12 protein-coding genes are annotated in these 14,347 nt (G+C 63.8%); 4 read left to right on the plus strand and 8 right to left on the minus strand.

Going from position 1 to position 14,347, the window contains the following annotated elements; genetic code table 11:
* Positions 1-197: 197 nt before the first annotated feature.
* The 3 genes from EKH55_RS16400 to EKH55_RS16410 all read left to right on the plus strand — a co-directional run bounded on the left by EKH55_RS16400 (position 198) and on the right by EKH55_RS16410 (position 3,366).
* Positions 198-641, plus strand: a complete 444-nt coding sequence (locus EKH55_RS16400; RefSeq protein WP_069459954.1) for a MarR family winged helix-turn-helix transcriptional regulator — start codon at positions 198-200, stop codon at positions 639-641.
* Between the two features lie 117 nt (positions 642-758).
* Positions 759-2,150 (plus strand): dipeptidase, encoded by a 1,392-nt coding sequence (locus EKH55_RS16405; RefSeq protein ID WP_151611838.1) that lies wholly within the window; start codon positions 759-761, stop codon positions 2,148-2,150.
* Between the two features lie 268 nt (positions 2,151-2,418).
* Positions 2,419-3,366 (plus strand): lysylphosphatidylglycerol synthase transmembrane domain-containing protein, encoded by a 948-nt coding sequence (locus EKH55_RS16410; protein ID WP_151611839.1) that lies wholly within the window; start codon positions 2,419-2,421, stop codon positions 3,364-3,366.
* Positions 3,367-3,422: 56 nt separating this feature from the next.
* Here EKH55_RS16410 and EKH55_RS16415 read toward each other — a convergent pair whose 3' ends face one another.
* Positions 3,423-4,814, minus strand: coding sequence for a leucyl aminopeptidase family protein (locus tag EKH55_RS16415; RefSeq protein WP_151611840.1), 1,392 nt, complete (start codon positions 4,812-4,814; stop codon positions 3,423-3,425).
* Positions 4,815-5,036: 222 nt separating this feature from the next.
* On the opposite strand from EKH55_RS16415, the gene EKH55_RS16420 reads away from it, so the two are divergent.
* Positions 5,037-5,861, plus strand: a complete 825-nt coding sequence (locus EKH55_RS16420) for a tetratricopeptide repeat protein (RefSeq protein WP_151611841.1) — start codon at positions 5,037-5,039, stop codon at positions 5,859-5,861.
* Positions 5,862-6,250: 389 nt separating this feature from the next.
* On the opposite strand, the gene EKH55_RS16425 is transcribed toward EKH55_RS16420, so the two are convergent.
* From EKH55_RS16425 to cpaB, 7 genes are read right to left on the minus strand one after another with little or no spacing between them, the layout of a single operon-like run.
* Positions 6,251-7,234 (minus strand): type II secretion system F family protein, encoded by a 984-nt coding sequence (locus EKH55_RS16425; protein WP_069459949.1) that lies wholly within the window; start codon positions 7,232-7,234, stop codon positions 6,251-6,253.
* A gap of 12 nt (positions 7,235-7,246) precedes the next feature.
* A complete protein-coding gene (locus EKH55_RS16430; RefSeq protein WP_069459948.1) occupies positions 7,247-8,257 on the minus strand; it encodes a type II secretion system F family protein in 1,011 nt (336 codons plus the stop codon).
* Between the two features lie 42 nt (positions 8,258-8,299).
* Entirely contained in the window at positions 8,300-9,778 is a 1,479-nt protein-coding gene (locus tag EKH55_RS16435) for a TadA family conjugal transfer-associated ATPase (RefSeq protein ID WP_069460042.1), read from the minus strand.
* 43 nt (positions 9,779-9,821) lie between these two features.
* Complete coding sequence (locus tag EKH55_RS16440) at positions 9,822-11,102, minus strand: CpaE/TadZ family protein (protein WP_069459947.1); 1,281 nt, start codon at positions 11,100-11,102, stop codon at positions 9,822-9,824.
* A gap of 48 nt (positions 11,103-11,150) precedes the next feature.
* Entirely contained in the window at positions 11,151-11,795 is a 645-nt protein-coding gene (locus EKH55_RS16445; RefSeq protein ID WP_069459946.1) for a CpaD family pilus assembly protein, read from the minus strand.
* A gap of 56 nt (positions 11,796-11,851) precedes the next feature.
* A complete protein-coding gene (locus EKH55_RS16450) occupies positions 11,852-13,399 on the minus strand; it encodes a type II and III secretion system protein family protein (RefSeq protein ID WP_069460041.1) in 1,548 nt (515 codons plus the stop codon).
* An 18-nt stretch (positions 13,400-13,417) separates the two neighbouring features.
* Positions 13,418-14,227: a Flp pilus assembly protein CpaB gene (gene cpaB / locus EKH55_RS16455; protein ID WP_069459945.1), complete on the minus strand. Its 810-nt coding sequence runs from the start codon at positions 14,225-14,227 to the stop codon at positions 13,418-13,420.
* Positions 14,228-14,347: the final 120 nt, after the last annotated feature.

Here is a 14,347-nt window from a genome sequence, read left to right on the forward strand (position 1 = left end):
GGCCTGTCCCCCGCCCGCACCAGATGTGGACAAAGGCCTTATCCCCCTCTCCGGGCCTTTGTCCCGCTTTCACAAAGCCGCCACGGTGCCGCCTCCGCGCCGTGGCGGTTTTCGGTTTGGCCTTGCGCGGCTTCAGGGGCGGATACTTGCCTCTTTGTAACTTGTCTTCGCCGGCGTTCGCGCGTACGCATTAGGCCATGGCCTTCAATCGTATGGAATCTGCGAGCTATCTGGCCAGCCTGCTGGCAAAGAGCTTCTCTCGCGCTCTGCAGGAGCGAGGGCAGAAGCTTGGCTTCGCGCCGGGGCAGTTTCCCATTCTGCTGGAATTATGGGCCGAGGACGGCCTCACGCAGAAGCAGTTGCTCGAGCGCATCGACGTGGAGCAGGCGACTATGGCCAACACGCTTGCCCGTATGGAGCGCGACGGCCTCATCGTCCGCCGCAAGCACCCGAGCGACCGGCGCTCCCAGCAGATATTCCTCACCGATCGCGCCCGCGAAATCGAGGCGGCTGCGAAGGAAGCGGCCGCCGCCGCGGAGCAGTCGCTGCTTTCCGGCTTCCGCCGTTTCGAGAAGGAGCTCATGCTCGAATATATGCGCATGGCGCTCGCCAATTCGCCGCGTGGCAACGGCGCCTCCTGAGGCCGCCCTCCATCCCTCGCAAGTCCTTGAACCCATCTTTCGTGCTCGCCGAAAAGGCGGTTCCGCCTTTAGGGCCGATGCGCTAGGTTCGCCGGCGACACCCACCCAAGGATTCGCATGATGGCAGATATCACCCCGGTCCTCGAACGCGCAGACGCAAATCTCCCGGAAAGCCTCGAACGCCTCTTCGACCTCCTCCGCATGAAGTCGATCTCCACCGATCCGGCCTACAAGACCGAATGCCGCAAGGCGGCCGAGTGGCTGGCCCGGGAGTTGCAGGCGCTCGGCTTCGATGCCGCCGTGCGCGACACGCCCGGCCATCCGATGGTCGTCGGCCATCACCCCGGCGAAAGGCCGGACGCACCGCATCTGCTCTTCTATGGCCATTACGACGTGCAGCCGGTCGATCCGCTGGAGCTTTGGGAAGCGCCGCCTTTCGAACCGGGGTTCAAGGAGGTGGAGCCCGGCCGAAAGGTTATCACCGGCCGGGGCACGTCCGACGACAAGGGGCAGTTGATGACTTTCGTCGAGGCGCTGCGCGCCTATAAGGAGACCAAAGGGGCGCTTCCCTGCCGAATCACCATTCTCTTCGAGGGCGAGGAGGAGTCCGGCTCGCCGTCGCTCAAGCCCTTCCTCGAGGCCAATGCCGATGAACTCAAGGCCGACTACGCGCTGATCTGCGACACCGGCATGTGGGACCGCGAAACGCCGGCGATCTCGGCGGGGCTGCGCGGCCTGGTCGGCGAGGAGATCATCGTCCGGGCGGCGGATCGCGATCTGCATTCCGGCCTTTACGGCGGTGCGGCGGCAAACCCGATCCATATCCTCGCCGACATCCTGGCCGGGCTGCACGACGAGACCGGCCGCGTCACGCTCGAGGGTTTTTACGAAGGCGTCGAAGAAACGCCCGCCGAGGTCAAGGCGACCTGGGAAAACCTCGAGAGTGCGGCGGAGAAGCTTCTCGGCGAGGTCGGGCTCTCCGTGCCTTCCGGCGAAAAGGGCCGATCGGTGCTCGAACTGACCTGGGCACGCCCGACGGCGGAGGTCAACGGCATTGTCGGCGGCTATACGGGCGATGGCTTCAAGACGGTAATTGCGGCCCAGGCCTCCGCCAAGGTTTCGTTTCGCCTCGTCGGCAGCCAGGATCCGGTGAAGATCCGTGAGAGCTTCCGCGCCCATGTGCGCGCTGGAATCCCGGCGGACTGCTCCGTCGAGTTCCACCCGCACGGCGCTTCGCCGGCGATCCACCTGGCTTACGATTCGGCGCTGCTCAACACGGCCAAGGCCGCGCTTTCGCAAGAATGGCCGAAGCCCGCCGTCGTCATCGGCATGGGCGGGTCGATCCCGATCGTCGGCGATTTCCAGAGCATGCTCGGCATGGAATCTCTGCTCGTCGGTTTCGCCCTTGCCGACGACCGCATTCACTCGCCGAACGAGAAATACGAGCTTGCATCCTTCCACAAGGGCATCCGCTCCTGGATCCGCATATTGGACGCGCTGGCGGCGTGAGCCCGCGTGGCCCACTGCGCCGCGCACTTCCCAATGCGGCCAACAAACTCATGGGAGCGCGCGATGGCGTGATCGCTGCTTGACCTGCAGCGTGTGGGATGCTTCCCTTTTTAGAACAAACAAGAATGGGTACCGGGCTATTGGCAAGGGCGACCGAAAAAACGCGCTCCGGGCGCGATCTTTTCAAAATGCAGCGCGAAGATGACGGTTCCGGCCTCGCTCCGACCCGTGGTGGCCTCTTCGATCCAGCCCGTGAACCGATGCCGGTATGAAACGGGTGCAGAGATATTTCTGGCCCGTTGTCGGGCTGGCGGCGATTCTCCTGTCGGTAAATGCGCTCTATCACGAGCTGCGCGGCCTCTCCCTCGACGCGTTCATCGCGAGTTTCCAGGCCATATCCTTGCGCAGCTGGCTGCTGGCGATCGGGTCGACCCTGATCGCCTATGCGGCGCTGGCCCTCTATGACCGGCTGGCCCTCGACCATCTCGGCCACCGCATCTCGCTTTGGTTCATCACGGTGTGCTCGTTCACGACTTACGCGCTGTCGCACAATCTCGGCGCATCGGTGTTTTCCGGGGCGGTGGTGCGCTATCGGGCCTATCGGTCGAAGGGACTGACGCCCGGCGAAATCGGGGTGCTCGTCGCCTTCTGCTCATTCACCTTCGCCCTCGGCACGCTGATGCTGTCGGCGATCGTGCTGCTGTTGAGGCCCAACATCATCGAGCGTTTCTCGGAGTTCCTGCCGATCGAGATGTCGCTGACGACCGGCGGCCTCATCCTCGCGCTCATCGGCCTCTATGTCCTGGGAAGCCTGATCGGGCTACGGCCGGTGCACACGCGCTGGTTCCAGCTGCAATATCCCCGGCCTTCGATCGTCGCGAGGCAGCTGATCATCGCTCCGGTCGAACTTCTCGGCGCCGCGGGGATCATCTATTTCGCGCTGCCGGAGGCCGCCAATCCGGGCTATATCGTCGTCCTCGGGATATTCCTCGCCTCCTTCTCGGCCGCCCTGCTCTCGCATGCGCCGGGCGGCCTCGGCGTGCTCGAACTGGTCTTCATAGCCGCCTTGCCGGAGGTCGACCCCGCCGACGTGCTCGCCGCGCTCGCGATCTTCCGCTTGCTCTACCTGCTTATCCCCTTCGTCATGGCGCTTGTCGTCATCTTCGTCTTCGAGCACTCGCGACTTCTCGAGCAGCGAAACGAAACGGGGCCGTAGGCCGCCTGCGGCGCGGTCTTATCAGGCGTGCAAAGGTTCGTTGCAGGCGACGCCACCTACCCGGCGATCCGGCGGATATGGTGATAGAGCGCCCGAATCGCCTGGGCCTCGCCGCCGACCGGCGAATGCGGACGCTCCGCCTGAGCCCAGCCGAAGATGTCGAAATGTACCCAGCTCCTGGCATTCGTGACGAAGCGCTTTAGGAACAGCGCTGCGGTGATCGAACCGGCCATGCCGCCCGAGGGAGCGTTGGTCAGATCCGCGATGCGGGCGGAAATGTCCTTGTCGTAGCCCATATGGAGCGGCATGCGCCACATCGGGTCGTCGGCCGTAAGGCTTGCCTCGGTCAGGTCCTGCGCCAGTTCTTCGTCGTCGGTGAAGAAGGGCGGCAGATCGGGGCCGAGCGCAACGCGGGCCGCACCCGTCAGCGTCGCCATGTCGACGATGAGGTCGGACGTCTCCTCGTCGGCATAGGCGAGCGCATCGGCCAGGATCAGCCGGCCCTCGGCATCGGTGTTGTCGATCTGCACCGTCAGGCCCTTGCGGCTCCTGTAGATGTCGCCCGGACGGAAGGCGTTGGAGGAAATCGAATTCTCGACGACGGGAATGATCAGGCGCAGGTCGACCTTCAGCTTCGCGTCCATGATCATCAGCGCCAGGCCCATGACATTGGCAGCGCCGCCCATGTCCTTCTTCATCAGGAGCATCGAGGAGGCCGGCTTGATGTCGAGGCCGCCCGTGTCGAAGCAGACGCCCTTGCCGACGAGCGTTACCCGCCTGTGGCCCTTCTTGCCCCAGCGCAATTCCAGAAGCCGCGGCGCTTCGGCGCTGGCGCGGCCGACCGTGTGCACCAGCGGGAAATTCTGCGTGAGCAAGGCTTCGCCTGATATCACCGAGACGTCCGCCTTGTAGTGGCCGGCGAGAGCGCGGAAGGCTGCCTCCAGCGCCTCCGGTCCGAGGTCGTTGGTCGGCGTATTGATGAGGTCGCGCGCCAGAAAGACGCCGGCGAGCTGCCGTTTGATGTCGCTGGCGTCCGCATCGGCCGGTATCGACAGCGTCGGCGCCTCCGCCTTCGGCTTCTTGTAGCGCTCGAAACGGTAGGAGCCGAGGCCATAGCCGAGCGCCAGCCGATTCGCGGTCAAGGGCGCCGTCTCTATATGCCATTTGCCGGCCGGCAGCGCGCGGGCGAGCTTGCCCGTCAGGAAAGGCGCGTCGGAGGGATTGGAGCCGAGACCGAACAGCGCGCCGCCAAGATGGCCGTCTGCCGAGGGAATGAGGAGTACCGCACCGCGTTCCGCCTTGAACCCGGCCTTGCGCGCCCAGTCGAGGGCGATCGGGTCGATCGATCCCGTCTCGATATGCGCCGGCGTCACCGCGAAGATCGGCAGCGTCTTGCCGTTGCCGGTGCTGAACGGCGACGGCCGTTCGATGAATTGATAGGGGGCCATGGACTTCCTCGATTGGTGGTATGGATCGATGCGATTAACGCTCTGTTAGGGTTAACAGATTATTGCTGGAGTGAAAGTTGCGCCGTCGTTGTTGGAGTTCCGGGGCGAAGCGATCGGGGGCGGGCAAGGGTAAGCGGCCACTGGCCTGCAGCCGCTCTGAACACTTGGAATCGATCACGATGTTTCGGTTTTGCCTGAAATCGTGGTCCGGGGCACCGACTGATGACGACACCACATATCCTCTCCGCCTATCTTCGTGGCCTGGCTCAGGGAACTGCCGTCGCAATCCTGGCGATCTCGGTTGCAGGCTGTGCCGGACAGCAGGGCAAGAAGGAACTGACAACCGGTTCCATTCCGAAGCTTTCGAAACCGGTCGCCGCGATGAACGCCAGCGAACTCACGGCTGCGGCGGAAAACATCGGCCAGGCCTATGAACGCAATCCCAAGGATCGCGACGCGGGTCTCAACTATGCCAATCTGCTGCGCATGACCGGGCGTAACGAACAGGCGCTCGCAGTCATGCAGCAGGTAGCGATCAACCACCCGACGGATCGTGAGGTCCTCGGCGCCTATGGCAAGGCGCAGGCGGCGGCGGGGCAGCTGGAACAGGCGCTGGCGACGGTCAAGCGCGCCCAGACGCCCGATCGCCCCGATTGGAAACTGAAGTCGGCGGAAGGCGCGATCCTGGACCAGCTCGGCCGCTCCTCCGAGGCGCGGCTGCGCTATCGCGAGGCGCTGGACCTGGAGCCCAACGAGCCCTCCGTGCTCTCCAATCTCGGCATGTCCTACCTGCTGACGAAGGATCTGAAGACGGCGGAGACCTATCTCCGCTCGGCCGTTGACCAACCCGCCGCCGACAGCAGCGTCCGACAGAACCTCGCTTTGGCCATCGGCCTTCAGGGACGCTTTCAGGAAGCCGAAACGATCGCGCGGCAGGAACTGACCCCCCAGCAGGCGGCGGCGAATGTCGCCTATCTGCGCTCGATGCTGTCGCAGAAGGGCGCCTGGAACCAACTCGCCAAGGCGGACGATGGGAATACGAACTGACGATTGTGTGTCCGTGCGGGGGGCCACTTCGATGTGCTACGATCATTGCGCGCCTGATATGTCGCCTGATGGTCAGGGAAGTTGCCGCAACTGCCCAGTCCCCTCCTGGTCGTCGTCAGGCTTGCGCCTGGATCCTCGGGTCAAGCCCGAGGATGACGGAAAGAGGGGCGTCGGCAATGTCTCTTCACAGCGAATGTGCCGCCGCCTTCCCTGGTCTGCTGCAGGGCGGTCGTCAGTCTTTCGGCGGAGAGCGGGCGCTGATAGGCGGTTACAGGCTTTCGCGACCACCTCTCCACGGCGTCATCCTCGGGCTTGACACGAGGATCCAGACGCAAGCTCTGGGATGGCGATCAACCATTCCGCGGCCAGCCACCTTCGAAGTCGTCGCCTCAGAACTTATCCGCCACCTGTATGCCCGCGGGGCCGAGGATAACGGCGACGAGGACGGGCAGGAAGAACAGGATCATCGGCACCGTCAGCTTCGGCGGCAGGGCGGCGGCCTTCTTCTCCGCGGCGGTCATGCGCTGGTCGCGGCTTTCCTGCGCGAGCACGCGCAGCGCCTGGGCAATGGGCGTGCCGTAGCGATCTGCCTGGATCAGCGCCTGCATCACCGATTTGACTTCCTCGAGCCCCGTGCGCATGCCCAGGTTTTCCAGCGCGACGCGTCGATCCGGCAGGAAGGAGAGCTCCGCCGTCGTCAGCACCAGTTCTTCCGCGAGCTGCTGAGACTGGGCGGCGATTTCGTCTGCGACGCGGCGCAGGGCGATTTCCATCGAGACGCCCGATTCCACGCAGATGAGCAGAAGATCGAGCGCATCCGGCCATGCGCGGCGGATCGAATGCTGCCGTTTGGAGATCGCGTTGGCGATGAAGATGTTCGGCGCGTAGAAGCCGAGGTAGCCGAAGCCGATGGTGAACAGCAGCCGCATCATCGTCGGCTTTTCGGCAAAGTTGCCGAGCACGAAAATATAGACGACCGCGGCCACCAGAAACAGGAAGGGCAGGCAGAAGCGGGCGAAAAGAAACGTATTCAGCGCATTCTGCGAGCGATAGCCGGCCGTCTTCAACCGATTGACCGTATTCTCGTCCACCAGCGCCTTCCTGAGGTTCAGCCGTTCGACGATCTGCCGCACCGAGGTGTTTTGCTGCGACCTGAGGCTGGCGCGGCTGCTGGACGCCTCGGCGTTGAGACGAGAGCGTTCGCGGGCGCGAATCTGCTCGCGTTCGGTGGCGACGGCCTTCATCCGCTTCGCGAGATCCCCGCGCTCCAGGAAGGGAACGGCGAGCGAATAGAAGGTCGCGAGCACGGCCATCGACACGAGAGCGGCGACGATGATGTTCGGATCGGTCAGTGTGTCTATCCAGCCGTTCACCGTCAGAGCCCTTCAGATGTCGAAATTGATCATGTTGCGCATGACGAGGATGCCGATGCTCATCCACACGGCCGAGGCGCCCATGATGATATGGCCGCGCGGGTCGGTGAAAAGGACCATCATGTAGTCCGGCGATGTCAGGTAGACGAGCAGCGAAACGATGAAGGGCAGCGCGCCGATGATGGCTGCGGAAGCCTTGGCCTCCATCGACAGGGCGCTGACCTTCGCCTTCATCTTCTTGCGCTCGCGCAGCACCTTGGAGAGGTTACTCAGCGCCTCGGAAAGGTTGCCGCCGGCCTGCGCCTGGATGGCGATGACAATGGCGAAGAAGTTCACCTCCGGTAGGGGAACGCTCTGGATCATGCGGGCGCAGGCTTCCGGAACGTTGAGGCCCACCTGCTGGGATTCGACGACGCGGCGGAACTCCGTCTTCACCGGCTCCTGTCCGTCGCTGGCGATCAGCCGCAACGCATCGTTCAGCGGCAGACCGGACTTGATCGAGCGGACCATGACGTCGAGCGCATTCGGGAACTCGTTGAGAAACTTCATGCAGCGGCGCTTGACCAGGAAGCCGACCGTCCAGCGCGGCAGGCCGGCCGCGGCAATCAGCCCGACGCCGAGCGCGATCCACGGGCCGGCGCCGGCAAGCAGGACGAAGAACAAGGCGACGAAGCCGAAAAGCGCGCTGAAGACGTAGAATTGCGTCAAGGAGATCCTGAGATCGGCCTGCATAAGCCGCCCCTTCATCGATGGGGCGGTCTTCGCCGACTTTTCCTGCTGCTTCTTTTCGAGCTCCTTCAGCGAATCCTGCACGGACTTGCGCCGTTTCGACATTTCGTTGACGCGGTCGCGCGCCGCCTTCACGCTGGCCCGGTCGGTTTCCGACGCGCTGACGCGGCGCAGCCGTCCTTCCGCCTTCTTCTCGCTCTCGATGCGGGAATAGAGCACGCCATAGGCAAGCGCCGCCGCCGCGATCGCGACGAGGACGGCCACTGCCAGAACGGTGATGTCTATGCCGAACATCGGTCGGTCTTCTCCTTCGTTAGTGGCAGGCTCCGCTTGCCGCTAATTTTTTTCCATCGCGTCGAGGGTGGCGGCGAGCCGCTTGTCCTCGTTGAAGTAGCGGGCGCGGTCCCAGAAATTCGGCCGGCCGATGCCCGTCGAGACATGGCGACCGATGATCCGCCCGTTGGCGTCCTCGCCATCGATCTCGTAGCGCATGAGGTCCTGGGTGACGATCACGTCGCCTTCCATGCCGGTGACCTCCGTGACATGGGTGATACGGCGCGAACCGTCGCGCAGGCGCGAGGCCTGGATGATGATGTCGACCGATCCCGCGATGATTTCGCGGACGGTCTTGGCCGGCAGCGTATAGCCGCCCATGGCGATCATCGACTCCATGCGGCTCAGGCACTCGCGCGGCGTGTTGGCGTGGATCGTTCCCATGGAGCCGTCGTGACCGGTGTTCATCGCCTGGAGCAGGTCGAAGACCTCCGGTCCGCGCACTTCGCCGACGATGATTCGTTCCGGGCGCATGCGCAGGCAGTTCTTGATGAGATCGCGCATGGTGATCTCGCCCTCGCCCTCGATGTTCGGCGGGCGGGTTTCGAGACGAACGACGTGCGGCTGCTGCAGTTGCAGTTCGGCCGAGTCCTCGCAGGTGATGATGCGCTCGTCGCTGTCGATGTAGCGCGTCAAACAGTTGAGCAGCGTCGTCTTGCCGGAACCGGTGCCGCCGGAAATGACGATGTTGCAGCGGACGCGGCCGATGATCTGCAGGAGTGTCGCGCCCTCCGGGGTGATCGAGCCGAAACGGACGAGCTGCTCCAGCGTCAGCTTGTCCTTCTTGAACTTGCGGATCGTCAGCGCCGTTCCGTCGATCGCCAGCGGCGGCGCGATGACGTTGACACGCGAGCCGTCCGGCAGGCGCGCGTCGCAGATCGGACTCGATTCGTCGACGCGGCGGCCGACCTGACTGACGATGCGCTGACAGATCGACAGGAGCTGCGCATTGTCGCGGAAACGGATGTCGGATTCCTCGACCTTGCCGGCGACTTCGATGAAGGTCTGGCCGGCGCCATTGACCATGATATCGGCAATGTCGTCGCGCGCCAGCAGCGGCTCGAGCGGGCCATAGCCGAGCACGTCGTTGCAGATGTCGTCGAGCAGTTCCTCCTGCTCGGCGATCGACATTGCGAAATTCTTGATAGTGATGATGTCGTTGACGATGTCGCGGATTTCCTCGCGCGCGCTTTCCGTATCGAGCTTGGCGAGCTGCGACAGGTCGATCGTGTCGATCAGCGCCGAGAAGACCTGCGATTTCGTCGAGTAATAGTCCTCCGCCCGCGGCGAACGCCGGCGTGCGGGCGGAGCGGCGGGCGCGGGCGGCTGGGGACGGGGAGCGGGAGCCGAGGGCTCGCTCAGAACCGGCGCAGCCGCCGGACGCTCCATGACCGCCGACTGTGCGACCGGCATCGACGGCGGAACAGCGGCAGCCTTTCCGCCCATCTTTCCAAACCCTTCATTTCCGCGTTTGCCAAACATCATTTCAATCCGGTTGCTTCATCGATCCTTTGATGCGGGATGCCTATTTCCGGCCAAGTCTCGCCAGGACCTTTCCAAGACTGCCCGTGCGCGCCTTCTTGATGGTGGCGCGGCCGGTCAGGAGATGGGCGAGTTGTGAAAAAGTTTCGGCAGCGGGGGCCTTCCTGTCGATCTCGGCGATCATGCGTCCGCTGTTGGCGGCATTGCCGAAAAGGACCGCGTCGAAGGGGATAATCGCGGCCGCCTCGACCTCGAGCGATTCGCAGAATTCGTTCGGGGCGATCTCCGGTCGCTTGGGCATACCCACCTGGTTGAGGACGAGATGCGGTGCCCGGTCGTTCGGCCGAAGCTTCTTCAGCGCATCGAGCAGGTTCTTGGCGTTCCGAAGATTGGCGAGATCCGGGACGGCGGTGATCACCACCTCGTCGGCTTCCGCAAGCACGGAACGGGTCCAGTCCGACCAGCCATGCGGAACGTCGAGCACCGAGACCGGGGCGCTGCGCTGCAGGATTTCCAGGATCGGCTGGAAGGCGCCGGACTCGAAATCGTAAGCGCGGTCCAGCATGGAGGGCGCGGCGAGCATCGACAGGTGCTCGGAGCATTTGGTCAGCAGGCGATCGAGAAACACCTCGTCCAGCCGGTCCGGGGCGGAGACCGCCTCGGCGATCCCCTGCGGCGGATCCTGGTCGAAGTCGATATTGGCGGTGCCGTAAGGCAGATCGAGATCGGCGAGGATGGTCTCCGTCGAGAAAAGGTTGGAAATGCCCCAGGCGCAATTGTGCGCGATCACCGACGAGCCGCAGCCGCCCTTGGCGCCGATGAAGGCGAGGCTTCGTCCGACGGGCTCGGCCTCCGGATCGACGAAGATCGCCGAAATCGCCGAGAGAATATCCGCCATCGTCACCGGCGCGACCATATATTCGGAAATGCCGTTGCGGATGAGTTCGCGGTAGAGCGCTATATCGTTGTGGCGGCCGATGATGATGACCTTGGTGCTCGGATCGCAGACCTCCGCCAGCGGCGCCAGTTCCGTAAGCAGCGACCTCGGCTCCGTTGCGGTCTCCAGAATGATGAGGTTCGGAGTCGAGACGCTCGCGAACATGTTCGCGGCGACGGCGACGCTGCCGCCGGTGATGCGCAGGCTGACCTTCGCCATGCGGCGGTCCTGGCCGCAGCGCTCCATGAGGCGCTGCATGGCCTCGCTCTCGCAAAAGGCGTGGATCGAAATGCGGGGCAGCGGTCGAAGCTGGTCGAGATCGCCCGGTCGCGCCGCCTCGGCGTGATCCCCCGCTCCATTGTCGATGCTGTATTCAATCGCGTTCATCTCTTTTCCTCGAATAGCCGCGTCCCGGACGATTGCCGCTTCCGAATCCTAATTGTCGCGCCAGCTTTCGATCACTTCTGCGCGCTGCTCGGCGTCGACCGGCGACATCTGGCGCGGACCGATGAGGTCCGTCGGATTGGCGATCTGGGCGGCAAGGTTGGATTGGGTCGCGCAGCCGAAATTGTAGTAATTGCGGTTCTGGACGGTGTTGAGCGTGAGGTCCTCGGGCCACTCGCCGCAGGGGCCCGTCTGCGCGGTGATCGCGACATAGCTCAGGCGAATGGGTGCGGCGTCGCCCGTGGCGGCGGCCTCGTAGCCGGTTTCGATCATCCGGTTCGCCGGCACGCCGGCTGCCGCAAGGATGCGTCGAATGTCCTTGCGGAGCACCTGGGCGGCATGGCTGTTGGCCGAACCGCGCGGCAGCATGATCTGGATGACGCCGCTCGATGCATGGCGATATTCGGCGGCAAAGCCGCGGATCACGTCGCGCGTGCCCTGGGTCAGGTGCCGGTCGCCGGATGCAACCGGAATGTCGATGGCGTGCTCCGCCTCGGCGAGCACGATCGGATGCCTGGTACGGTAGTCGTCGGGTATGGCGCCGGTCGCCTGGTTGTCCCTGGTGCCGCAGCCTGCAAGCAGGCCGGCAAGGATCGCCAGAGCGGCCAGCCGGACGGTCGTGCGGGTCGGAGACATGGGCTTATGCCTTTCCAAACGGTTTTGTGCTGCGTCCTGGTTTTTCATGTCCCGCCCTATTTGTAGATGAAGCCGACATTGCCGTGGTAGCGGCCGGCGGGCGCTTGAGCTTCCGGACGTCCGTAGATCCTGTTGACGCGGCCGAGGAAGAAACTGTCGAGATCGTTGGCCGGATTGAAATTGTCGTCGGGCCTGGACAACGCGCTTCGGGCGACCGGCCGCACCAGATAAGGTGTGGCGATGATAACGAGCTCCGTCTCGTTGCGCTGGAAGTCCTTGCTGCGGAACAGCGTACCGAGAATCGGAATCTTCGAGGCGCCGGGCACGCCCGAAAGAGCCTGGCGGATATTGTCCTGCACCAGGCCGGCGATGACGATCGAGCCGCCCGACGGCAGTTCGACGCTGGTCGAAGCTTCCCGCCGACGGATGCCGAGGAAGGTGTTTCCGGGAATGCCCGGGTTGGCGCTTCCCCAGTTGTTGCCGGTGACAACAGAGCCCTCATAGGTCGGCTCCGATACATTGGTCTCGATCTGCAGGCTTATTCGACCCGCACCAAGAACGACCGGTTTGAAGTTCAACCGGATGCCGTATTCGACGTCGTTGACTTCGCGCTCAACCGTTGGAGAACCGGTGTCGTCGTCGGCCGAGACTTCCTGTGTTCCCGCAAGCCGGAACTCACCGCCCACGTAGAACTTCGCCTCCTGACCGGAGATTGCCGTGAGGCTGGGTTCGGCAAGCGTACGCATGACGCCCGCCTGCTCCATGGCATTCATGTAGCTCGATATGGTCGTCCCGCCGATTGAACCGCGAATTGCGGCATTGGCGAACAAGCTGACCGCATCTCCCAGGTTGGCCGGATTGCGAAAGCCGATGCCGCTTTCACCGTCCGAGACCCGGCCATTGAAGCCAAGCTGCTTCAGCACCTGCCGGCTCACCTCGGCAACGGTGACCTTCAAGGTCACCTGGTCCTCGCCCTCGATCGTCAGCAAATTGACGATCTGCGAGGTTTGGCGGTCTTCGGCGAAAATGTCCGCGTCACCATTGGTGCCCTGCGCCGTGATGCTGCGGGTGGTCGCTTCGCCACCCTTGAGGAACGCACGGGCCAGGTCGATGGCCCTGTTGGAATCCAGCGGCGTGCGCACGGTTCCGGTCAGGACGACGTTGTCGGAGACGATCTCGACCTTGATGTCGGAGTCCGGAATGAAACGGCGCAGGTTCGCCTCGAGTCCGGCGACGTCGCGCTCGACGGCGATCTCGAGGCTGACGATTTCCTCGCCATTCGGGCCAAAGACGAAGATATTCGTCTGGCCGACGGCCTTGCCGAACAGATAGATGCGGCGCGAGGTGCGGGTGATGGCATCGGCGAGCGAGGGATCGGCGACGAGGATGTCATGCGCATCGGTCGGCAGATCGACGACCACCGCCTTGTTGAGGCCGAGATTGACCTTCCTTTTCACCCCCGGCCCGCTTTCGCCAAGCCGGACGACCGAGGAAGCAGCGGCTTGCGCGGCCGGAACAGTCGGCAGCGTGATGCCCGAAAATGCCAGGCAGAAAGACAGGCAGGCCGCGACAGACGCCCGAAATTTGTTTGGATCCCGTTTCACGTTGCGCCCCACTCGATGCTATCTCTGGTTCTGGATTGCGCCATCGGTCTTGACGATGGAGCCCGACTTGATGACCTGGATGCTCGGCTGCCCATCGCCACTGAGCAGGTAGTCGGCCGCGACGGTGTCCGGCTCCTGGGCGTCGGCGACGCTGCGCAGCGCCAGCGATATGCGCTCGGCCATCTGCTGGGCGACGGTCATCACCTTCGATTGCTCCGGCGTCAATTCGAGTGTCGCCGTGGTGCCGAGGACGGATTTGGAGCCGTCTTCCTTCACCTCCACCTGCTGGTCGATCGCCAGCACCCGGACGTTGCTGAGCACCGTTTCGGTCAGGTAGAGCCCGTTGCCGTCGGATTTGCGCACCATGATGACATCGACCCGGTCGTTCGGCAGGATAAAGCCGCCGGCCCCGGTCGCGACCGTGATCTCGGTCGCCACGGCCCGTTTTCCGGCAGGCAGCAGCGACGACATGATGCGGTTGGAAGCATCGGCGATTTTTTCCGGCCGAACCGGTTCGCCATTGAAGATCGGCAGGCGCACCACGGCGCCGGAGAGATCGTCGACCGCCGCCGGCCGGTTCTCCTCGGTGATCATGCCCTCGGCAATATTGTCCTTCGGCCAGGCCATCCAACGAATGGACTCGGCCCCGAGCCGCGCACCCACCGGCAGGCTCTTGCTGGCAACGAGCACATTGATGGTCGGTTCCCGCTCGATGACGGGCGCGGCGATCTGCGGCGCCCGTCCCCGGGTGAGCTTCATCACGAGCAGCCCGGCCATTGCCGCCGAGCCGACGGCCACCGCCAGAATAATGATGCGCACCGGTTTCATGATCTACCCAAGCCCCTAGAAATCCCAGGGGCCAGATTGATCAGCAATTGGTGTAATTATGGTTAACGAGCTGCTTATGTAGATGGTTAACAGATATAGATAGCACTGTTCAGTGCAGCG

It is taken from the genome of Sinorhizobium alkalisoli (genome assembly GCF_008932245.1).
Taxonomy (GTDB): domain Bacteria; phylum Pseudomonadota; class Alphaproteobacteria; order Rhizobiales; family Rhizobiaceae; genus Sinorhizobium; species Sinorhizobium alkalisoli.